Origin of the sequence: Segatella maculosa OT 289 (assembly GCF_000243015.1) — a bacterium.
In the GTDB taxonomy this organism is placed as follows: domain Bacteria; phylum Bacteroidota; class Bacteroidia; order Bacteroidales; family Bacteroidaceae; genus Prevotella; species Prevotella maculosa.
On sequence record NZ_JH594501.1, the window covers coordinates 359421 to 381576 of the forward strand.

General features: G+C 48.0%; 14 protein-coding genes. 9 read left to right on the forward strand and 5 right to left on the reverse strand.

Annotated features, from left to right (window positions below; all coding sequences use genetic code 11):
- Positions 1 to 180: 180 nt before the first annotated feature.
- Positions 181 to 2259 (reverse strand): TonB-dependent receptor plug domain-containing protein, encoded by a 2079-nt coding sequence (locus tag HMPREF9944_RS03585; RefSeq protein ID WP_008564502.1) that lies wholly within the window; start codon positions 2257 to 2259, stop codon positions 181 to 183.
- Between the two features lie 475 nt (positions 2260 to 2734).
- Here HMPREF9944_RS03585 and HMPREF9944_RS03590 point away from each other — a divergent pair, with 475 nt between their 5' ends.
- Positions 2735 to 4723: a glycoside hydrolase family 97 protein gene (locus HMPREF9944_RS03590; protein WP_008564503.1), complete on the forward strand. Its 1989-nt coding sequence runs from the start codon at positions 2735 to 2737 to the stop codon at positions 4721 to 4723.
- A 116-nt stretch (positions 4724 to 4839) separates the two neighbouring features.
- Here the strand turns inward: HMPREF9944_RS03590 and HMPREF9944_RS03595 are convergent, their stop codons facing one another.
- Together HMPREF9944_RS03595 and HMPREF9944_RS03600 are read right to left on the reverse strand one after the other, a co-directional pair.
- Entirely contained in the window at positions 4840 to 5490 is a 651-nt protein-coding gene (locus HMPREF9944_RS03595; RefSeq protein ID WP_008564504.1) for an HAD family hydrolase, read from the reverse strand.
- Between the two features lie 118 nt (positions 5491 to 5608).
- Positions 5609 to 6838 carry a M16 family metallopeptidase gene (locus tag HMPREF9944_RS03600; RefSeq protein WP_008564505.1) on the reverse strand — a complete coding sequence of 410 codons (1230 nt, stop codon included), beginning with the start codon at positions 6836 to 6838 and terminating at the stop codon, positions 5609 to 5611.
- A gap of 81 nt (positions 6839 to 6919) precedes the next feature.
- Between HMPREF9944_RS03600 and HMPREF9944_RS03605 the strand changes: the two genes are divergently transcribed.
- From HMPREF9944_RS03605 to HMPREF9944_RS03640, 8 genes are all read left to right on the forward strand, one after another.
- Positions 6920 to 7849 (forward strand): carbohydrate kinase family protein, encoded by a 930-nt coding sequence (locus HMPREF9944_RS03605; RefSeq protein WP_008564506.1) that lies wholly within the window; start codon positions 6920 to 6922, stop codon positions 7847 to 7849.
- A 910-nt stretch (positions 7850 to 8759) separates the two neighbouring features.
- The gene (locus HMPREF9944_RS03610; protein ID WP_008564509.1) at positions 8760 to 9254 is read left to right on the forward strand and encodes an MgtC/SapB family protein; all 495 of its coding nucleotides are present in this window, start codon (positions 8760 to 8762) and stop codon (positions 9252 to 9254) included.
- A 66-nt stretch (positions 9255 to 9320) separates the two neighbouring features.
- On the forward strand, positions 9321 to 10010 hold the full coding sequence (locus tag HMPREF9944_RS03615) for a M15 family metallopeptidase (protein ID WP_406674619.1): 690 nt from the start codon (positions 9321 to 9323) through the stop codon (positions 10008 to 10010).
- Between the two features lie 7 nt (positions 10011 to 10017).
- Positions 10018 to 11238 (forward strand): THUMP-like domain-containing protein, encoded by a 1221-nt coding sequence (locus tag HMPREF9944_RS03620; protein ID WP_008564513.1) that lies wholly within the window; start codon positions 10018 to 10020, stop codon positions 11236 to 11238.
- A gap of 60 nt (positions 11239 to 11298) precedes the next feature.
- Entirely contained in the window at positions 11299 to 12447 is a 1149-nt protein-coding gene (locus HMPREF9944_RS03625; protein ID WP_008564514.1) for a hypothetical protein, read from the forward strand.
- 41 nt (positions 12448 to 12488) lie between these two features.
- Positions 12489 to 14474: a DNA topoisomerase IV subunit B gene (locus HMPREF9944_RS03630; protein WP_008564515.1), complete on the forward strand. Its 1986-nt coding sequence runs from the start codon at positions 12489 to 12491 to the stop codon at positions 14472 to 14474.
- A gap of 49 nt (positions 14475 to 14523) precedes the next feature.
- A complete protein-coding gene (locus HMPREF9944_RS03635) occupies positions 14524 to 16155 on the forward strand; it encodes a S41 family peptidase (protein ID WP_008564516.1) in 1632 nt (543 codons plus the stop codon).
- 25 nt (positions 16156 to 16180) lie between these two features.
- Positions 16181 to 17452: a helix-turn-helix transcriptional regulator gene (locus tag HMPREF9944_RS03640; RefSeq protein ID WP_008564517.1), complete on the forward strand. Its 1272-nt coding sequence runs from the start codon at positions 16181 to 16183 to the stop codon at positions 17450 to 17452.
- A 996-nt stretch (positions 17453 to 18448) separates the two neighbouring features.
- Here HMPREF9944_RS03640 and HMPREF9944_RS03645 read toward each other — a convergent pair.
- Both HMPREF9944_RS03645 and HMPREF9944_RS03650 read right to left on the reverse strand, forming a co-directional pair.
- On the reverse strand, positions 18449 to 20554 hold the full coding sequence (locus HMPREF9944_RS03645) for a S46 family peptidase (RefSeq protein ID WP_044113334.1): 2106 nt from the start codon (positions 20552 to 20554) through the stop codon (positions 18449 to 18451).
- Between the two features lie 107 nt (positions 20555 to 20661).
- Positions 20662 to 22155, reverse strand: coding sequence for an oligosaccharide flippase family protein (locus HMPREF9944_RS03650; protein ID WP_044113307.1), 1494 nt, complete (start codon positions 22153 to 22155; stop codon positions 20662 to 20664).
- Position 22156 lies beyond the last annotated feature (1 nt).

Below are 22156 nucleotides of genomic sequence, written 5' to 3' on the forward strand. Positions count from 1 at the left end.
AATGGGCCATTTCATCGTATAATTGGGGTGATGTCTGGTTGCAAAATGGGCCGGAACAAATTGTGAAAGCAAAAGGTCAGGCGAGGCTTCTCCTCTACCTGACCTGCCGATAACTTGTTGCCAAGGCACAAGTAATCATAAAGTTCAATGTTCAATCTTCAAACTTCAAAGGCCCAAACTTCAAAGTTCAACGTCGAACCTTGCCCCTGCTACGATCCAAACGCCGGGTTGTTTCACGTTGCCCACGTCCACATAATCGCGGTCGAGCAGGTTGTTTCCGGCAAGATAAACGTTCCATTTCGGCGCATTCCACGATAGTTTGGCGTCCAATATGCCGTAGGAGCCGTAGCGATGCAGCTTGCCCGCGGGGTCTTTGTAGCTGCCCATGCGATGCTGAAAACGGTAGTCCACGCCCAAATCAAGCCGCTTCCAAAGGTTCAATTGCAGGCTTCCAACGACCTTATTCTTGAGATATTCCAGTGCATAAAGGCTATGAATGCCGGCAAATTCCTTGTGATGTTGCTGAATGAAACAATAGCTGATGCCCAATGTTTTCAACAGTTTTTGCGTGGGAAGAAGCTGCCGAAAGTCAGCATTCAAGGCCATTTCCGTGCCCCAAGCATCAATTGTTCCGAAGTTAACCGACTTCCACACCACGGCTCCTCCAGCGTCTTTCTCGCCGTCGTCAATCCAATCTATCAGGTTGGTGTAGTGATTATAAAAGCCACTAAGGCTGCCCGAAAGTCCATGTTTAGCATATTTCACGCCCAATTCCACGGCAGAAAGCTCTTCTGGTTTCAGGTTTGGGTCGGCCTTATGCCCCCCAACAGAGTAGAAAAGTTCGGTGATTGACGGCATACGCAACGACGTATTGTAACTTGCATAGAGCTTCCATGCGTCGCCAAAGCGGTAACTTGCGTTCACACTCGGATAGACTTTCATGTGCATTTCGGCCCAACTGTTTTTCACAGCCACCAAACCTGCCGACATTGTAAGGCCACCAATGAGCAGGTTATGCTCTAAGATGAACTGCAAGTTCGTGCGGTTTACTCCCACTTTATACATGACATTATCGGTGCCGCTCACGTGTTTCGGGTGCGAAAGCGGGGTGCCGAGGTTCGTACTTACAAGGTCTTCGTTGCGCAATTCGGCCCCGAATGCGGTGCGACCTAAGCTCCAATCGAAGTACGAATTGAGGTTTATTCCATAGCAATCTGTGCGATGATAGTTGAAAGGATAGCTGCCCGGGCGACCCCTAAACAGCTCAAAACGGTCGTAATTATGGTTCCAATAAACGGCCGGTTTCCACTTAATTACGCCGCGTTTTGTCTCACCTTGCACGGCCGTATAGGTCTTAAAGGTATGTTCAAACTGGTCATCATACTTGGCACTATAGTTGGTACTCGACCCGAAATCCTTGTTACTTAGCCCCGCATGCCAGCTGACAAGCACGTCGTCATCAGTGTAATTGCCTTGATAAAAAGCCTTTTCAGCACGGAAATCTGTGTTCAGTCCGCCCGCTTTATTGCGGTTATAGCCGTCGCTTCTAGTGAAAGAAGCCGACAATTGATTGTTCCATTTGCCACTAACGGCATTGATTCTGCCCCCCGAACGCACATAACCAAAGCTTCCTGTTTCAGCGTAAACGGAGAGGCTCGGCAGCCGTTTCGGTCGCGTAACGATGTTGATTGCGCCCAGCATCGAGGCTGTTCCATAGACCGATCCGGCTGGTCCTTCGAGCACTTCTATGCGTTCTATCTCGCTGATGTCAACAGGGAAGTCGGCCACGTTGTGTGCCGTTTGCGGGTCACCGATGTTGATTCCGTTCAGCAAAAAGGTGATTTGCTCATGGTTTCCGCCCCGGATTGTCACGTCGGTCTGCGCACCTATCGGGCCACGTTGGCGCACATCGACTCCTACAATCCGCTTCAGCAGGTCGTTAACACTTTGTACCGGCGTCGCTTGAATGTCCTCACGGCTCAGTACAGTAACCATTCTCGCTTGCTGACGTTGCGTCAGCGGCGCCCTCGACCCGGTGACATTGACCTCGTCGAGCACATACTCTTTCTCGTTAAAGTGTGCAGAGTCGAGCTTAGTAACATCGGTACTGATGCCTTCGGCCTTTGCATAAGTGAGCGAAGCCACGCTCAATGTACCGACAATCACTTCCTTTCCCAAGCACGAAAAGAGTGCGTAGCCCTTGTTTACGAACTGCGTAAACCGGATACTACGGCGCTTGTTGAAAATTGTTTTGTACATAAATAATTATAATTTCAGCGTTTGCAAAAGTGCAAAACGATTGCAAAGATAGGGAAAAAATGGGAAATGAGAAATGAGAAGTGTGGAATTTAGGGAATGAAAAAAGAGAAATGAGGAGGGAAACCCATGTGGAATGAAGTGCGGGAACCGGAGATTTGTCAAAGCTTATAAGTAATATTACAAATCAATTAATAAAAGAAATGTTTTGTGTTAATATGTTAAAGTTCTTGTGTTTCAGGTGTTTTTTTCGTTGCATGTTGCCGAAATTAAGTAATATTGCACGAATATGAAAAAACAACCGATAGCATGAAGGTTAACCAACTTCATTGAAAAACATACAGGGACACGGATTTTCGTTCGCGAACAGCGCCATCAACTGATGGACAGTGGGCCGAATAGGAAGTCAGGAAAAGCCGACGGGCAACCCGAAATACACGATCATACATCATATAAACCATAAACAAAACTCAAAACCATGAACAAGAAATTGATTTTGCTGGCCCTTTTGGCAGTTTGTTCGATTGGAAGTGCCGTGGGAAAATCCTACAAATTGAACTCTCCGGACAAGAACATTACCGTCGAGGTTGACGTCGATGGGAAAATACATTACGCTGTAAGCTATAAGAACCAGCCGTTGATCAACAGCTCTCAGATAGCCATGACGAACCGAAAGGCCAAGGACTTTGGCAATGGAGAGCGCATCAAGAACGTTAAAAAGGCGTTTCACGATGGCACTGTCAATGCGGTATTTTACAAAAAGGCCACCATCGAAGACAAGTATTGGGAGCTTACTCTCGGATTCGATAACTATAACCTTGTTTTCAGGGCTTATAACCAAGGCGTTGCCTATCGTTTCGAGGCCAAATGCAAGAATACTTTCCAAGTAGTCAATGAGATTGCGACCTTTAATTTTGCAAAAGACCTGCCATCTTACGTTCCTTATGTCCGTGAAAAGGGAACCTTTGCCGAGCAATTCGCCAATTCGTTCGAGAATACCTATACGCATGGACCGCTTTCCGGCCTGAATAAGGACCGACTTATCTTTCTTCCAATTCTGGTAGAGGCCGAAAACGGGGTCAAAGTGGCCATCACAGAATCCGACCTGAACGATTATCCGGGCATGTATCTCAATCCCGAAGCCCCCAAGTCAACGACATTGAAAGGCATTTTTGCCCCTTATCCCAAGGAAATCGTGCAAGGCGGCACCTTCAACTTAGAGATGTTGGTGCGCTCTACCGAGGACTATATCGCCCAATCTGCCAAAGATGCCACGTTTCCATGGCGGATTATCTCTATCGCAGAGAACGAGAATGAGTTACTGAATGACGATTTGGTCTATCTGTTGGCTGCGCCTTCGCGCATCAAAGACACTGCTTGGATCAAGCCAGGAAAGGTAGCTTGGGACTGGTGGAACGATTGGGGACTTTACAATGTGGGCTTCAAAGCGGGCATAAACACCCAAACTTACAAGGCATATATTGATTTTGCGAGCAAGTATGGCCTGGAGTATGTCATCATGGACGCTGGTTGGGCCGTGAAGAATAAGGCAGATTTGTTCCAGATAGTGCCTGAAATCGATTTAAAAGAGATTGTGAACTACGCCGAACAAAAGCATGTCGGCATCATCTTATGGGCCGGTTACTATGCCTTCGAGCGGGATATGGAGAAGGCATGTCGGTATTTCTCGGAGCTTGGTGTGAAAGGATTCAAGATTGATTACCTGAACCGTGACGACCAACAGATGGTGAATTTCGCATATAGGGCAGCGGAAATGACGGCCAAGTATCATTTATTAGTAGACTTCCATGGCATTTATAAGCCCACCGGATTGAACAGAACGTTCCCTAATGTGGTTAATTTCGAGGGCGTGGCCGGGCAGGAACAGACCAAATGGTCGCCCATTTCGAAATACGATCAAGTGAACTATGACGTCACGGTGCCCTATATCAGAATGCTGGCAGGCCAAATGGACTACACGCAAGGAGCCATGTTGAACGGAACAAAGAAGACCTATTATCCCTCAAACAGCAATCCGATGAGCCAAGGTACGCGTGCTCATCAGCTGGGCATGTATGTTGTCTTCTTCTCACCATTGAACATGCTCTGCGATAGCCCTACCCATTATGAGCAAGAAGCTGAATGTACTCGCTTTATTTCGAGCATTCCGACAGTTTGGGACGAGACTTTGCCGCTCGAAGGTAAGGTCGGTGAATATGTCATCATGGCCCGACGGAAAGGCAATTCATGGTATGTCGGCGGACTGAACAACTGGAAAGAGCGCACTGTCAAGCTGCAACTCGGTCGGCTTCATGCTGCCGGTAGGAAAGCAGAAATCTATTATGACGGTCCGAACGCAGAGAAAATGGCGCAAGATTACGCCAAAAAGACCATCACTATACCTGAAGATGGGACCGTTGAATTGCAGATGGCACCCGGCGGAGGCTTTGCAATAGCCATCTTATAACACTCGTTTTGCTTGTCTTTACCGTCTGTTTTTCAATTGGCAGACGGTAAAGACGGGCTTTTTCCCGGCCTTGATGATTACCTTACCACGATGAAAAAACGGCTCAATCCATCGGTTTAACGCCTCACACACTGCCTGATTTCCTCGAAATGATCAATGATATAATCGGCTCGGGCGGCCTGCAATTCCTCCCTATTGCCGTTACCATAGGTGACGCCACAGGTCATTGTACCTGCATTGCGCCCCATGAGTATGTCGAATTCCGTGTCACCTACGACCAAAGCCTCAGCCGGTTGCAGACCGAACCGACGCAAGGTTTTCAGCACAGGTTCGGCATCGGGCTTCGCTTTCTCCACGTCGTCGGCCCCCAAGACGAGGCTGATGAACGGCTCGAGATGTAGCTCTTCGACGAAAGCTGCCAGCGAATGGTGCCCCCGACTGCTGGCGATTGTTACCATGAGGCCGTCATCATGCAGGGCCTTGATAGTCTCCTTGACACCCGGAAAGGCTGCAACGGCCCCACGAACATTATTGTGGTCGAAGATTACACGATAGGAATTGGCACACAAATCGGCCATTTCATCGCTCATTGGTTGCAGCATTTTGAAACACGCTTTCAGTGGAAGTCCGATGGTACGCGCGCATTCTTCCGTCGTTTTGTCGGGCAGATGGCATTGCCGGAGCGTCTCTCTCATCGTTCGCACGATGAGGTCTTGCGAGTCGCCGATGGTACCGTCGAAATCCAATATCACGATTTTTGTTTTCATCTTTCGTCAGTTTTGCCTGCGAAGATACGTAGAAAAATGCAGAAAAGGCCCACCTTGCAATCATAAAATGGCCAAATTGCCCCGGCAATGAAAGCCGCGCATGCAAGGAATATCGCTTTTAAGTGAAAACAAGGGTGGTTAGACGGTCTTCTCTCATCAGCTCCGTTGCCACTTGTTGCAGGCTTTCTGCCGTAACATTTTCAATGTGTCGGAAGAGCGAAGTGATGTCGCGTTCCCAACCATAATGCAGGAAACTCTTGCCAAAATCAAGGGCGAAGTTCTCCCGATTGTCGCAGGCTACGCCGATTTGTCCCTTGATTTGCTTCTTGGCTGCCCGCAATTGCCCCGCCGTGAGGGGCTGCCCGATGACCCGATCAAGCTCTTTGCGCACCAAACGCAGGCACTTTTTCACGTCTTTTGGGTCGCAACCGAAATACGTTCCCCACACTCCTGTGTCGCCATAGCTCACCATTGAGCTCTCAACCGTGTAGACCAAGCCATGCCGTTCTCGCAAGGCAAGGTTCAAACGTGCGTTCATTCCCGGTCCACCGAGAATGTTATTGAGTAGGTAAAGCGCCAATCTTCGCTCGTCATGTACCCCATATCCGCGATTACCTATCATGACATGAGCTTGATGGGTGCCATGGTTTTTCTCGATGAAATGGGGGAAATATGGAGATAAAGGCTGTCGGAGCGTGGGCGAAATACAGGGCTTTGCCGATGGGAAATCACTCGTTGCACGCTCCAAGAGCCGTACAAGTCGGTCGAAATTCACGTCGCCATAGAGAAAGAAAATACAGTTTTCGGGGCGGTAAAAAGCCTGCACAAAGCCGCAAGCATCGGCTGTTTTAAAGCTCCTGACACGCTCGGCTGTTCCCAAAATGTTATGCCCCAAGGGGTGACCTTCAAAGAGAATATTCTCGAATTCATCGTAGATAAGTTCGGCAGGTGAGTCATTATAACTCTCGATTTCATCGCAAATGACTTCTACTTCCTTGTCGATTTCGGTCTGAGGATAGGTACTGTGGAACACGATATCGGTCAATAAATCAACCGCCCGGGGCGTATGTTCCTTCAAAATAGCGGCATAATAAACCGTGTCTTCCTTGTTGGTAAAGGCGTTCAAGTCGCCACCCACGCTCTCAAGAGCATTGCTGATGTGCCACGACCTGCGCCGCTTGGTCCCCTTGAACGCCATGTGTTCGCAGAAATGAGCCATGCCTTCGCGGCCCGGTTGCTCGTTACGTGTGCCCGCATTGATCTCATATCCGCAATAAACCACGCTCGAATCAGTGCTTTGATGAATGATGCGGAGCCCGTTGGCAAGCGTTGCTGTGTTGTATTTCATGCGTGCAAAGTTACTGAAAAATTTGTATTTGCCGTTGATTTCGCGTATATTTGCAGGAGAAATCAAAGACAACCCATCATTATGCGCAAAGTAATAGGTATCGGAGAGACCGTTCTCGACATCATTTTCAAAGGCTTCAAACCCGTCAATGCCCTTCCGGGCGGTTCTGCATTCAATGCCATTATCTCGTTGGGACGCTCAGGTATCGCCACAACCTTCATCGGTGAGGCCGGCAACGACCGCATCGGCAACTACGTGACAGACTTCCTTCGCGACAATGGAGTGGCTACCGACGGCATCAATGTCTTTCCCGACAGCAAGTCACCTTTGTCACTTGCCTTCCTTGATGCTGACAACAACGCCGACTATCTCTTCTATAAAGACCACCCGCATGACCGACTCGAGTTCACTTATCCCGAGATAAACCGCGATGATATCGTGCTTTTTGGGTCGTTCTTTGCCATCAATCCCGCCGTCAGACCGCAGGTTTCAGACTTCCTTACCTATGCCCATAAATGCGGGGCCATTCTTTATTACGACGTGAACTACAGGGCTTCGCATCGCAACGAAGTGATGAAAATCACGCCAAACCTGATAGAAAACCTCGAATTGGCAGACATTGTGCGCGGCAGTCACGAGGACTTTGAAATCCTTTACAGGCAGAATGACGCTGCAAAAGTATATCATTCGGAAATCAGCTTTTATTGTAAAAAGTTCATTTGCACGCGCGGAAAGGAACCCATTTCGGTGTATGCAGAGAACGATTTCCACAAGGATTACGAAGTCAAAAAGACGAAAACGGTGAGCACTATCGGTGCGGGTGACAACTTCAATGCGGGTTTTCTCTATGGCATTATCCGTCAAAACATCACGCGAGACGACATCGATCGCGGCCTTTCCGAGGCGCAATGGGATGCCTTGATAGCCTCGGGACAGGCCTTTTCTGCCGAATGTTGCAAGGATATATATAATTATGTGAGCAAGGAGTTCGGCTTGTCCATGCAACGTTGATAGACCTTTTGGAAAGCAATCCACATGTACCTGCCACGAAAAACAGCGATTTCATCGATGTTTTATGGCAACACACATGACATGTTTCCGGGGCTTTCTACCTTGAAAAGGGCTTCAACTCCGAAAATAGGGCACTTTTCTCATTTCCTAATCGCAAGCGGTTTATCAAAAAATATTGGAGCATAGATAAACGAAAATAGGCCCTGTTGATTTATAAAATATTCTTGGATATTCTATGATTTCGTGGATATACCACTTGCGGTTAGGCCACTAAAGACGCGATGCTTCTCATATTGGAAATCAACAGCTTATATCCTGTATTCCAATGTCAGCCATTTTACCGCGCAATCTCACCCATTTTACACGATGAAATGGCCCATTTTGCACACCAAAATAGCTGAGATTGGAACGCAAGGTGTAAGTTGTTGATTATCAAAATGAATGGAACCGAGAATGCTTTGAGCGCATGTGGGGACCTTGACTTTGAATATTGAAGTTTGAATATTGAACTTTAGGATTTGCAGACTTTGAATATTGAAGTTTGAATATTGAACTTTAGGATCAGCAAAATGATAAGATGAATTGTTGACAAGAGGCATATAGGGACGCACGGTCCGTGCGTTCGCTCCAATAATCTTATGTTTTCGTTTACCATTTCGCTTGAACGGACGCACGAGCCGTGCGTCCCTACATGTCTGTTATGGTCGTATTACGATGTAATATTTGGCCATTTCATCGTGAAAAAGGCTGCCATTGAACGACAAAAGGCCCATTCTTGGCCCGCGAACTGCTTCTCCCTCCCTTTGGGAGGGCCGGGATTGGTGTTCCGAATGGCTGGGGTGGGTGTCCTTTTTTATTTGCATTTCTGCACTTTTTTATGTAAGTTTGCAGGCAAAATCATTTATTGCTTATGATGACTATCGAATTCATAGCCCGCATCTTTGTGGCAGCCGTCTTGGGTGGCCTGATTGGACTCGAAAGAGAGTATAGGGAAAAGGCGGCAGGTCTGCGAACTCACTTTCTTGTTGCACTGGGTTCAGCGCTCTTTATGATTATTTCTGCATACGGATTTGAGGGCGTTTTGAAAGATGAAAACATGCGTCTTGATGTCTCACGCATAGCAGCTCAGGTGGTATCTGGCATTGGTTTCATCGGTGCAGGCACTATTATTTTCCAGAAAAATGCCGTACATGGGCTGACAACGGCAGCCGGAGTGTGGGTCACAGCGGCTATTGGTCTGGCCTGTGGTGCCGGACTTTACGTGCTATCACTAGTTGCTACGGTGCTCGTTTTGGTTGGTATGGAGGCCTTCAACTACGTGCTTCGTCGGCTCGACCGGAGCAAAGAGGGCGGTACGGAGCATGGAAACGAGGCCGAAGACGGAAGTGAAGACGGGGCAGTTTGACATGGATAACGAATGAAACGAATGAGGATAATAAGACGAAAAGAGGGATATCGTGATGCGCAAGGCATGTTGCGGCACACTTATGGCAAGGCATTAGCCGCTTTATGGCTGCTTTGTTACGTCACCATTCCGGCCTTTTCAGCCGACAAGGGAGAGACCGCACGCCGGTTAGCCCGCCAAGGTTATGTCAATATTAGGCAAGAAGACCCCACGATTCATGTGAGCCTGATGTACAGCAGGGCCGATAACTTCTGCGGCGTCGTGCTCTATGACGACCTGAAAGAGGCCTTTTTGCACCCTGAAGCCATGGCGGCCCTGAAGAAAGCACAGGCCTATCTGCAACAACTTCGCCCCGATTTGAGTCTCAAGGTCTATGATGCGGCCCGTCCGATGAGCATTCAACAGAAGATGTGGGACAAGGTGAAACACACGCGAAAGGCCATTTATGTGTCGAATCCTGACCATGGTGGCGGTATGCACAACTATGGAATGGCCGTTGATATCACGCTCTGTACGCTCAAAGGCGACACGCTCGACATGGGAACCAAGATTGATTACATGGGCAAGGCGGCCCATATCGACCACGAAGACCTGCTGGTGAAGGAGAAGAAAATCAGTCGAAAGGCACGCGAAAACCGCCAATTGCTACGTCGGGTGATGCGTCATGGCGGTTTCATACCATTGAGAACGGAGTGGTGGCACTTCAATAAATGCTCGCGAGCCACGGCAAAACGCTATTATAAAGTAATACCGTAATTCATCAATGGCTTGTTCTGCAAACGTCGACTTGGAGGCTTTGCGCATGAAAAACATTGCGTTTATCAAGCAGCATCGCACGGACGACGTGCGCACATTGGCCCTTCAGGCTTCGAAATACCCGGAGGTTGACATGCCGTTTGTGCTCGAACAGATACAAGGGTGGCAGACGGCACGACGCAAACTGCCCGGTTGGGCGATGGAAGGTGTGCTGTTTCCGCCACATCTGGCCATGGAACAGTGTTCGAGTGAGGCTACAGCACGCTATAAATGTGGCATTGTCGAGCGGTTGATTTCGGCAGAGGAACGGCAGAACGGCATGATGGCAGACCTCACGGGTGGCTTTGGTGTGGACTTTTCTTATATGGCACGAGGATTTGGAAAGGCCGTTTATGTAGAACGACAAGAGCGACTTTGCGCCCTGGCACGCCATAATTTCGACTGCTTGGGCGTGAAGAAAGCCGAGGTGGTTCACGGAGATGGCATCGCCTATCTGCATGGATTGCAGGAAAAGGTGGCATTGCTTTATCTCGATCCGGCCCGCCGCAATGTCCATGGGAGCAAGACCTATGCCATTGAAGACTGCTCTCCTGACGTGGCAGCGCTGTCAGATAGGCTCCTTGAACGGGCCAACCTCGTGTTGATAAAACTGTCTCCGATGCTCGATTGGCATGCGGCTGTGGAGCGAATGAAGCATGTTTGCGAAGTACATATCGTGAGTGTCGGGGGCGAATGTAAGGAACTGCTGCTCGTGATGCGGCAGAACGGAGGTGAGTTACGCCTTTTTTGTGGAAACGACGACGCTATTTTTGCCTGCAATCCGAGTGAAGAAAGTGGCCGAATGCCCATGACAAACGATGTGAAAGCCGGACTTTGGCTCTACGAACCGAATGCGTCGGTGATGAAAGGTGGCTGCTTCGGAGTGCTTGCCGAGCGTTTCAAGGTGAAAGGAGTGGGCCGGAATTCTCATCTGTTTGTAGCAGATGGGCCAGTAAAAGGGTTTCCGGGGCGGGGCTTCGAGATAGTGGCTGTGTCGTCAATGAACCGAAAGGAGCTGAAAGAAAAGCTTGGTGGGTTGGAGAAAGCCAATGTGACCGTGAGGAATTTCCCACTGAACGTGGCTGAATTACGCAAGCGATTGCGACTGAAAGAAGGCGGCGACAGGTATTTGTTTGCCACGACTGTGGGCGGAAACCATACCTTAATATTCTGCAAAAAACAGGGGTAAATTTGGCTTTCTGCCTGAAATTGGCTAAATTTGCAGGTTCAGAAGTAAAACGAACATACGATGTCATCAGTTGAGATAAGGAAAGTAGAGACCAAGAAAGACTTGAAAACCTTTATAGAATTCCATTACGACCTTTACAAAGGAAACGAATTCGATGCGCCCGTGCTTTATAGTGATGATGCACATGTGCTGAATCCAAAGAAGAATGCGGCCTTTGATTTCTGCGAAGCCGAATACTATCTTGCCTTTAAAAAGGGAAAACTGGTGGGTCGTGTGGCTGCCATCATCAACCATAAAGCCAACGAGAAATGGAAAACGAAGGCCGTTCGGTTCGGTTGGATTGACTTTGTTGACGACCTCGAAGTGAGCCGTGCACTCCTTGCTGCAGTCGAATCGTATGGCAAAAAGAAGGGAATGGACAAGGTAATCGGGCCACTTGGCTTCACGGATTTAGACCCGGAAGGCATGCTGGTTGAGGGCTTTGACCAGCTTGGAACAATGGCTACGATTTATAATTATCCCTATTATCCACGCCACATGGAGCAACTTGGCGGTTGGGAAAAGGACAATGACTACGTGGAATACAAGCTTATTGTGCCGAAAGAAACACCGGAAAAGTATATGAAAGTGGCGGAGATGATAGAGAAACGCTATAATCTTCACGTGCGTCCGATGACGAAAAAGGAGATATACAAGGACGGTTATGGTTACAAGGTGTTTGAAATCATCAACGAAACCTTTAAAGATCTCTATGGGTTTTCAGAGCTTTCGGAAAGGCAGATTTATCAATATATCAATATGTATCTGCCGTTTAGCGACTTGAAATGGATACCGATTATCGAAGATTGGAGCGTTGAGCCCCACAAGGTAGTGGGCGTTGGCATTACGTTTCCGTCACTTTCGCGTGTATTGCAAAAGCTTCATAAAGGTAGGTTGTGGCCTTTTGGTTGGTGGGATGTGCTACGTGTGTTGAAATTCCACAAGACCAAGATCGTCGATTTATTGCTAATTGGTGTTCTTCCTGAATATCGTGTGAAGGGAGCCAATGCGTTATTGTTCTCCTATCTCATTCCTATTTATCAGAAATATGGTATAGAGTGGGGGGAAACTCATGTGGAAATGGAGACCAATGACAAGGTGCAGTCGCAGTGGCAATACTTGGAAACCATCCGACATAAATACCGTCGTTGCTATCGAAAGTTGATATAAGTAGGCCCATAAGCTGATAATATACCGGAAAAGGAATGAATATGCCAGAAAAAGAAACGATAAACGAAGAAGAAAACAAGCAACAAGGACAGCCTGTTGCCTATACTGACGAAAACATCCGCCACTTGTCGGATATGGAACATGTGCGTACACGCCCCGGAATGTACATTGGTCGGTTGGGAGATGGCAATCTTCCGGAAGACGGAATCTATGTATTATTAAAGGAAGTCATCGATAACTCCATCGATGAATTCAAGATGAAGGCTGGCGACCGCATTGAGATTGAGATTGAAGATAACCTCCGTGTGAGTGTTAGAGACTATGGACGAGGCATTCCGCAGGGCAAACTTGTCGAGGCAGTGAGTATGCTTAACACCGGTGGAAAATATGATTCGAAAGCCTTCAAGAAGAGCGTTGGGCTGAATGGTGTGGGCGTTAAGGCCGTCAATGCTTTGAGTTCGAGGTTTGAAGTCAAGTCGTTTCGTGATGGAAAAGTGCGTGAACTGACGTTTGAAAAAGGCGTTAAGAAGTCTGATAGCACGAAAGATACGACGGACAATGAGAATGGAACGTATATATATTTCGAACCTGACAACACACTCTTCAAGGATTACAGCTTCCATGACGATATTGTTGAGACGATGCTCCGCAATTATACGTACCTCAACAGCGGTCTTACAATCATGTATAACGGTCGTCGCATCAAAAGTCGCAATGGATTGGAGGACTTATTGAATGATAATATGACGAACGATGGGCTCTATCCCATTATACATATCGTGGGAGAAGACATAGAAATCGCCTTCACGCACGCCAATCAATATGGCGAAGAGTATCATAGTTTTGTCAATGGTCAGCATACCACGCAGGGTGGCACGCATCAAAGCGCATTCAAGGAGCATATCGCCAAGACAATAAAAGAGTTTTTCAACAAGAATTATGAGTATACCGACGTGCGTAACGGTATTGTTGCAGCCATTGCGCTGAATGTTGAGGAGCCGGTGTTCGAGAGTCAGACGAAGATAAAGCTCGGTTCCACCCAAATGGCGCCCGACGGTGAGAGTATCAACAAGTACGTAGGGGATTTTATCAAGCAAAATGTCGATAACTACCTCCATATCCATGCCGATGTGGCGGAAGTGATGGAGAATAAAATCAAAGAAAGTGAGCGCGAACGCAAGGCAATGGCAGGCGTTACGAAGTTGGCTCGCGAGAGAGCGAAGAAGGCAAACCTGCATAATAGGAAGCTACGTGACTGTCGTATCCACTTCTGTGACGTCAAAAACGACCGCAAGGAAGAGAGTGCTATCTTCATTACTGAGGGAGATTCGGCTAGTGGAAGCATCACCAAGAGTCGCGATGTGAACACGCAAGCGGTCTTCTCCCTGCGTGGAAAGCCCCTCAACTCATTCGGATTGACGAAGAAAGTGGTTTATGAAAACGAAGAATTCAACCTGCTTCAAGCTGCCTTGGATATTGAAGATGGCCTCGATAGTCTGCGATATAATAAGGTGATTGTAGCCACTGATGCCGACGTTGACGGCATGCATATCCGCTTATTAATCATTACTTTCTTCCTACAGTTCTTTCCCGAACTAATCAAGAAAGGGCATGTTTACGTGTTACAGACCCCACTTTTCCGCGTAAGGAACAAGCGGACGAAAATCAAGAACAAGCAAGTGATTGCCGAGGCTGATGCCCGTTTGGACAAAAAAGAGAAGCGTTCGGACTTTATTACGCGCTATTGTTATACCGAAGAAGAGCGTATCAATGCGATTAAGGAGTTGGGCTCCGACCCCGAAATCACCCGATTCAAAGGATTGGGTGAAATCAGTCCGGAGGAATTCGTGCACTTTATAGGGCCTGATATGCGTCTCGAACAAGTGACACTTCATAAGAATGATCAAGTAGGAAAGCTCTTGGAGTATTACATGGGCAAGAATACCATGGAACGACAGAACTTTATTATCGACAATCTTGTCATCGAAGAAGACCTCCCGGACGCTGATTCCGAACCCTTAGATTAACGGTTACAGACGGCAGAAAGCCATTGAAACCGTCGAAACAAAAATGAATATGAAATCAAATCCTAACCCGATGAGATGCCTATATGCCTTCCGCCAAGGAATGGTATGGGCTGTTTTCTCGTTTGTCATGTTGCCTTTGTCGCTGAAAGCACAGCGAATGAACCTTGGGAGCGATGCTCCAATCCGTAAATTGCAGATTGCCGAGATGGCCATCTCCAATCTTTACGTCGATACGGTTGATGAAAACAAACTCGTGGAAGACGGCATTCGCGGCATGATAGAGAAGCTTGACCCTCATTCTTCCTATGCAACTGCCAAGGAAACCAAGGAGATGAACGAGCCATTGCAGGGCTCATTCGAAGGCATTGGCGTCCAATTCAATATGGTACAAGACACGCTATTGGTCATTCAACCCATTGTAAATGGCCCGTCAGAACGTGTAGGTATCCTTGCCGGCGACCGCATCGTGAGTGTCAACGACACAGCCATTGCAGGCGTAAAGATGTCGAAAGAAGAGATTATGAAGCGGCTCCGGGGGGCAAAAGGCTCTAAGGTAAGACTCGGAATCGTGCGCCGTGGCATTGCCGGTATGCTCTATTTCACGGTCACGCGCGACAAGATTCCCGTGAAAACCCTTGATGCTGCCTACATGATTCGGCCGAAAGTAGGTTATATCCGCATTGGAAGTTTCGGCCTAACCACCTACAATGAGTTCATGGAAGCAGTCAATATGCTGAAGAACAACGGCATGAAAGACCTCATACTCGACCTTGAAGAGAACGGCGGAGGCTATCTTTTGGCGGCCGTACAGATAGCAAATGAGTTCCTAAAACGCAACGATTTGATTGTCTATACGCAAGGAAGAAGAGCTCCAAGGCAGGAACATCGTGCCGATGGAACAGGCAAATTGCTCGACGGAAAGGTTGTCGTTCTCATCAATGAATACACGGCTTCGGCTGCCGAAATCGTTACCGGTGCCATTCAAGATCAGGATCGTGGCGAGGTCGTTGGGCGTCGTTCGTTCGGCAAGGGCCTTGTGCAACGCCCCATAGACTTTGCAGATGGTAGCATGATCCGCCTCACGATAGCCCATTACTATACGCCTTCGGGCCGCTGTATTCAGAAACCTTATAAGAAAGGTGAGGCCCTTGACTATGCCATGGACATTGAGAAACGCTTCGAACATGGCGAACTTTACAGTGCCGACAGCATTCATTTTGCCGACTCTTTGAAGTATAAAACCTTGCGAAAGCAACGTGTTGTCTATGGAGGAGGGGGCATTATGCCCGATTATTTCGTCCCTCTTGACACCACACAATACACGCGGTTCCATCGCCAACTGGCTGCCCGAAGCTACATCATCAATGCAAATCTGAAGTATATCGACGTCAACCGGAAGCAACTCCGCAACCGTTTTGCCACTTTTGCCGACTTCAATGCCCGCTATGAAGTGCCCGAATCGTTTGTCAACGACGTGCTCGAAGCAGCCGCAAAAGACAACATCAAGCCCAAAGATGAGCAAGAATTGCAGCAGACGTTGCCCCGTTTAAGACTGCAACTCAAGGCACTTGTGGCACGCGACCTGTGGGACATGAGTGAATATTTTCAGGTAATCAACGAAGAAAATCCCATTGTTCGGAAGGCTGTGGAGCTGTTTGAGCAAGCTGAAAGTAACCATTAAAACACGTAGTTAAAGAAGATAAAGCATGAAACATAAGGTGTTATATGCACTAATCGGTGCATTATTGGCGACAATGACGCTCTTTTCCTGCCACTCAGGTCAGCAGAATGCGCGTCAGGTTTCAGCTGCCATCGAAGACACGGCCTCGAGTAGTGAGGCCTATTTTCGCACGATTACGAAGATAGCCTACGCCAAATACCTCAAGGGAGAGACCCTTTCGAGCCTCGAATATGCCTACATTGCGCTCGGTCGTTCCATCGAAAAGCAGTCCAAAAGCTATGAAGCTATCCTGTCATTCCTTATTGGTATCAACAAAGCCAACATTGGAAAATATGACGAAGCCATGCCTTATTTCCATCGAACCATCAACATTTACAACTCCATGCCGACTGCAGCAAGTCCGTGGAATGGGCTTTATCAGAAGGTATATGCACTGCTCAACGTCGAATTGGTAATGCAGAACGCGGGCAAATATGACGAAGCTATGCGCCTATTGCCCGACCTTAACCGCTCGTTTCGCCTGTTGGCTGAGTGTCCGGACACGGCATCCATGAAGGCAGGAGCCAACAGTACGTTCGGCTTTATGCCCCGTTCAGCCTTCAAATTGGCCAAATCCAGCGAGACAACCATCTTGGAATTGCAACAGAAACAACAGGAGGCTGAACTCCGAACCATGCGTATGGCGCTCATCATGGGCGGCGTTATCTTTCTCTTGTTGTGCTTCATCATCTTCCGAATCGCACGGTATAACCGCATCATCACACGCAAGAATGCATCGGCAGTCGATACCATCAACCGACTGTTACAGTATCGTGAGGCGTTGATGAACGAACGTAAGCAACATGAAACGGCCGAAACGCAGGCCAAAACAACCGCCATAGCCTCGGAAGAAGCCTCCCAGCAGGCCGAACAGCCGAAAGATGATGCCGACAAGCTATTGTTCCGCCGCGTCTCGGCCACCATTATGAGCAAGAAGATGTTCCTTCAACCGAAGCTGAGTCGCGAAGATGTCATCAATGAAGTGTATGTTCCGCACAACAAGTTCGCCCAACTTTTCACGCGATATGCAGGCATGAGCTTCACAAAATTCGTCAACGAGCTGCGTTTGGAGTATGCCGCTCAGTTGCTTCTCGACCGTCCCGACTACACCATCGAGGCCATCGGAGAAGCGTGCGGCATGCCGATTGCACAAACTTTTTATCGTAACTTCTCGGATAAATTCGGCGTTACGCCCTCCGATTTCCGCATTCTTTCACAGAAAAATGCAGAAAAAAGTGCGCAAAATGAAGAAATGTGAGAACATGTGAACATTTGTGATAGCTTCTATTCTCAATGATGTTTATCTTTGCATCGAAGGTTTAAGTTTAGACTATTAAGTACTCAACTTTGTAAATTACATGAACCCGTGAGGGCAAACGTTATTTCATTTTTCGCATTTTAATTTATTTAGAGAGTTATAAAAATCATGTTCATCTTGCTGAAGATTAGCAATTGAACTGATTTTCCTCTGCGGAGGACAGCAAAATGAACAATACGAGCATGCGGCCTGATGAAGGTCGCATGTTTATTTTTGGTATTTCCCGGCCCTACATCATTCTAATGGATTTCGGTGTCAGCGCCATTGATAATCAACGACTTAATAGTCGCATTGCAATATCAGCCATTTTGGCGTGTAAAGTGGGCCATATTGCACGGTAAAATGGGTGAGGTTGCGCGGTGAAATGGGTGAGATTGCATTGCCATACGGTTGATGTGAAAAACCGCTTCAAGTGATGTAGGGACGCACGGCTCGTGCGTCCGCCCAAACAACCATGTATATATACCTTCAATTCAACTCAAATGGTTGTTTTAAGGTAGGGGAACAAGTTGCCTTCAATGGACAAACCGTATCGCGGTTTCATTGTCGAAAGGGCTATGTTGGCGTATAATGCTAACGCTATTATGGAACAAGTGCTGTGAAAGCAACGCCGATGGCGTTGAACTCTTGCTCGTCATTTGGCAACAGCGTTGACATTGCATGCCAACACTGCCCTCTAAATAACGAAACCCCTATGGGGTTTATCCGTTAAGTTCTGTTGATTTGCTTGTTATTCTCCGATATTCTTTGAAAACCGCTTGCAGTTAGGCAATGAAAATCGCAGGAATTTCGGGTTTGGAGTCCCCTCCTTTCAATGGTCTTTAGCTCCCCTTAGCTTCTCTCATGGGGGAAAGAAACCTCAAAAGGAGGGGGATTTCTATCTCATTGCAAGCGCATTCGCCCCCTCTTTGAGAGGGTTTGGCTGGGCTTTACCTCCTATTGTGCATTGATTTCTCGCAGCAAATGGTCGGCATGCCCCCATTTATCAATCATGTAGAGCACGTAACGAATGTCTACACCGATGCATCTTGCCAATCGTTTGTCGAAGTTGATGTCGCTACTGAGGCTGTCCCAGTTGCCGTCGAAGGCCAATCCGATGAGCTGACCTTTGCCGTTGAAGATCGGAGAACCGGAGTTTCCGCCCGTGATATCGTTGTTGGTGAGGAAGCAAAGTTGCAGCTTTCCGGTCGTTTTATCAGCGTATGGACCGAACGAAGTGGCGTCCATCAGGCGGTGCATCACGGGCTCTGCCTTGTAATCAAACACGCCGTTGTCGCCCCGTTTCATCTTTTCGACGAGGCTTTCTGCCGTGGTGTAATAGGTAGAATGGCCGCCGAGGGTGATTCCTTCCACCTGTCCATAGGACAAACGCATCGTGAAATTGGCGTCACTATAGTGGGGCATGTCTTCTTCCATGCGCAGTTTTGCGGCGCAAAGCAGGCGTTCTTGCTCGTCGATGCTGTCGCGTGTGGCATTTAACATACGGTTGAATTGTTCGCGCATGGCGTTGAGTTGCTCGCCATATTGCAGTCCGGCATCTTTCTTGATGGTCTGTTTGGTGACGTAAACCCGTTTACCGTTGGTCATCAGGGCAGACGTTTCCCAAAGGTGATCAACGTATCTTTCGTAGTCACCGTGGCACTTTTTATCAATCGTTTGATAGAAAGCGGGCAGGTATTTGGCTTCAACATGCGCGCGATAGTTCTTCAACAGCGCCACTTGCACCTCCTTGTCAAGGGCTGCATCCCATTGTTTTCGGTTGTCATCAAACTTGATATAACGCCCTTTCTTGTCCTTGCTCGTCGTCTTAATGGCCTTCAATGCGCGGTCAGTCAGCTCGTTCGTGCGCAAGAAAGTCTCGTTGAAGTACATCAAAGCCTTGCGAGCTTCGAAGCGATCAGCGTAGAAACGGGCCATTTCCCCAAAGTCGAGCTGGCCTTTCAGGTAGCCCGTAGAGTCTTGCCAAGCCCGGATGAGGGTTTCATAGTGCTGCTTTTGAGCAATAAGACCAATGGAATCGATACACTTGTTCATGCCGATTGAGTTCTTCCAATAGTTGGAACTTTGTGCGAATTTGGAGTCATATTTGATGCGAACTGCCTCATCTGCGCGCATATGTTGGGCCATTATGCGTTGCTTAACGCCCCGAACTTGGGCGCGAGGTGCGTTGAGTGCGTCGCGACGTTCACGGATTCCGTAGCTCGAAAGATAGCGGCTTGTGCTGCCGGGATAGCCCATTGTCATGGCAAAGTCGCCCTCTTTGTAGCCTTGAAGACTCACGGGTGCCCAGTGTTTCGGGCGATAAGGCACGTTGTCCTTGCTATATGGGGCGGGCCGATTGTCCTTGTTGGCATATATTCTGAACACACTGAAGTCGCAAGTCTGGCGCGGCCACATCCAATTATCGGTATCTCCGCCGAACTTCCCCATTGATTTTGGCACGGCAAAAACCAGTCTCAAGTCTGTGAAGTCCTGATAGGTTGTGGCGTAATATCGGTTACCTTCGTAGAAAGCATCAATGTCTACGTGGTACGAACTGTCTTGTTTCTTGGCCTCAGATGTGTAGGCATTCTGCAAAGAATCAAGCAAAGCGTTCTGCTTCTTGCGGCCCATGGCCTCGAAACCAAGGCGCATCACGTCGGCTGTTATGTCTTTTTGGTTGATCATAAAGCTGACGAACATGTCTTTGTTTGGCAGTTCCTCCGCATAGTTTTTAGCCACAAAGCCGTTCAACATATAGTCGTGTTCAACGGTGGAGTGGCTTCTGATGGCCTCGAAACCGCAGTGGTGGTTGGTGAAAACGAGTCCGTCGGGACTGACAACCACGCCCGAACAGTAGCCTGAAAAGCTGACAACACTGTTCTTGATGGCGTCGTTATTGTTGTAAAGTGCACCATAGGGCAACGCAAAGCCCTCGCTTTTCATTTGGTTAAAGACGGCTTGTGGCAGGTTATAAAGCGTCCACATACCCTCATCGGCACGTAAAGATGAAAAGGAGAAAAGGAAAAAGGGAATGAGAACCCAAAAGAGTTTTTTCTTCATAAGAATGATTTTAGTAAATGTGGGAGCCTCCCCCAACCCCTCCAAAGGAGGGGAGAACGACTTGAATGTGACTTCTTTCATTTGTAGGGCAAGGCAGTTTGTGATGTTTATTTCTTGAATTTATCTTTTATTTTGGCTAAAGTCGATGGGCTTAAATCGCGTTTCACGATCACAAGGGCAAAGCAAATGATGAGCAATGTGTTGGCTCCGAGGGCCGCAACCATGGGGAGTCGGGCGTTGGAAACCGAGATAAAGACAAACAACAGTGCAGCAATCAGCGTGTAAACAGCAATATCTTTGAGTGGATAACGAATGGGATAGTACTTCTGTCCGAATGCATAACTGAGCACCATGCTAACGGCATACGATGCAAAACCAGCCCAAGCGCAGGCCCAATAGCTGAACCTTGGAATGAGAAGCAAGTCTACTCCGATCAAGATTACAGCGCCGATGCCACTGAAGTAGGCCCCCCAAATGGTCTTATCAATAAGCTTATACCAGAAACTTAGGTTGAAAAAGATGCCGAACATGATTTCCGCGGCCATCACAATCGGTATGATTTGCAGTCCTTCCCAATAGCTTTTGCCCAGCAAGTAGCGTAGAATGTCCATGTAACCCATGACACAAAGGAAGGCAAGTAGCGTGAAGATGATATAGAATTTCATGGCCTTGGCGTAGGTTTCTTTGTTGTCTTGGTCTTTTGTTTTGCCGAAAACGAAAGGCTCATAGGCGTATCTGAAGGCCTGAGTTATAAAGACCATGATCATTGCTATCTTGATACAAGCACCGTAAATGCCCAATTGTGTACGAGCTTCATGGGCCGTTCCGTCATACAACCAAGGGAAGATTATCTGCGAAACTGTTTGGTTCAGCTGGCCCACCAAGCCCATCACGAGCAGCGGCCACGTGTATTTCAGCATGCGTTTACAGGTAGCTTTGTCGAAAGGATTGCGGAAACCGCGAAGCTCTTTGCCTAAAAAGAAGAGCGTAATCAGGCTGCCGGCGAGTTCTATCCAGAACACCCAAACGACGTTCAAGCTGAAGTTTTCGTCGTAAATGCCAAAGGGATTGAGGCGGAAATGCGGCAGAATGACAAGGTAAAGCAGCACACCCACGATATTGACCACAATGCTTATCATGCGCAATGCCACGAATTTTATGGGCCGATGTGCATAGCGCAAGTAGGCCATTGGAATGTTTATGAAAGCATCAACGGCCACACATGCCGCCATAATCATAATGAATTCGGGATGATCTTGATAGCCGATGACATTCGAAACAGGCCTAAGAAAAAGGGCAATCAAGCCAATGAAGAGCACAGAAGTGCCCGAAACCGTTCGCAAGGCCGTTGCATAAACCTTGTCGGGTTGCTCGCCCGGGCGGTTCATAAAGCGGAAAAAGGTGGTTTCCATGCCGTAGGTGAGCACGACAAGCAGCAAGGCTACATAGGCATAGAGGTTGGTAATGATGCCGAATTGCCCGCCGCTGGCATTGAACTTCGCCGTTTCTATCGGTACCAAAAGGTAGCCGACGAAGCGAGCAACGATGGAACTGAGTCCGTAAATGGCCGTATCTTTGGCCAAAGATTTTAAGTTTGACATG

Coding starts and splice junctions, on each gene's coding strand:
- HMPREF9944_RS03605 (WP_008564506.1), top strand. CDS start 6,920: ATGCGCAAAGTAATAGGTATCGGAGAGACCGTTCTCGACATCATTTTC.
- HMPREF9944_RS03635 (WP_008564516.1), top strand. CDS start 14,524: ATGAAATCAAATCCTAACCCGATGAGATGCCTATATGCCTTCCGCCAA.
- HMPREF9944_RS03645 (WP_044113334.1), bottom strand. CDS start 20,554: ATGAAGAAAAAACTCTTTTGGGTTCTCATTCCCTTTTTCCTTTTCTCC.
- HMPREF9944_RS03630 (WP_008564515.1), top strand. CDS start 12,489: ATGCCAGAAAAAGAAACGATAAACGAAGAAGAAAACAAGCAACAAGGA.
- HMPREF9944_RS03650 (WP_044113307.1), bottom strand. CDS start 22,155: ATGTCAAACTTAAAATCTTTGGCCAAAGATACGGCCATTTACGGACTC.
- HMPREF9944_RS03600 (WP_008564505.1), bottom strand. CDS start 6,838: ATGAAATACAACACAGCAACGCTTGCCAACGGGCTCCGCATCATTCAT.
- HMPREF9944_RS03625 (WP_008564514.1), top strand. CDS start 11,299: ATGTCATCAGTTGAGATAAGGAAAGTAGAGACCAAGAAAGACTTGAAA.
- HMPREF9944_RS03585 (WP_008564502.1), bottom strand. CDS start 2,259: ATGTACAAAACAATTTTCAACAAGCGCCGTAGTATCCGGTTTACGCAG.
- HMPREF9944_RS03590 (WP_008564503.1), top strand. CDS start 2,735: ATGAACAAGAAATTGATTTTGCTGGCCCTTTTGGCAGTTTGTTCGATT.
- HMPREF9944_RS03640 (WP_008564517.1), top strand. CDS start 16,181: ATGAAACATAAGGTGTTATATGCACTAATCGGTGCATTATTGGCGACA.
- HMPREF9944_RS03595 (WP_008564504.1), bottom strand. CDS start 5,490: ATGAAAACAAAAATCGTGATATTGGATTTCGACGGTACCATCGGCGAC.
- HMPREF9944_RS03610 (WP_008564509.1), top strand. CDS start 8,760: ATGATGACTATCGAATTCATAGCCCGCATCTTTGTGGCAGCCGTCTTG.
- HMPREF9944_RS03620 (WP_008564513.1), top strand. CDS start 10,018: ATGGCTTGTTCTGCAAACGTCGACTTGGAGGCTTTGCGCATGAAAAAC.
- HMPREF9944_RS03615 (WP_406674619.1), top strand. CDS start 9,321: ATGTTGCGGCACACTTATGGCAAGGCATTAGCCGCTTTATGGCTGCTT.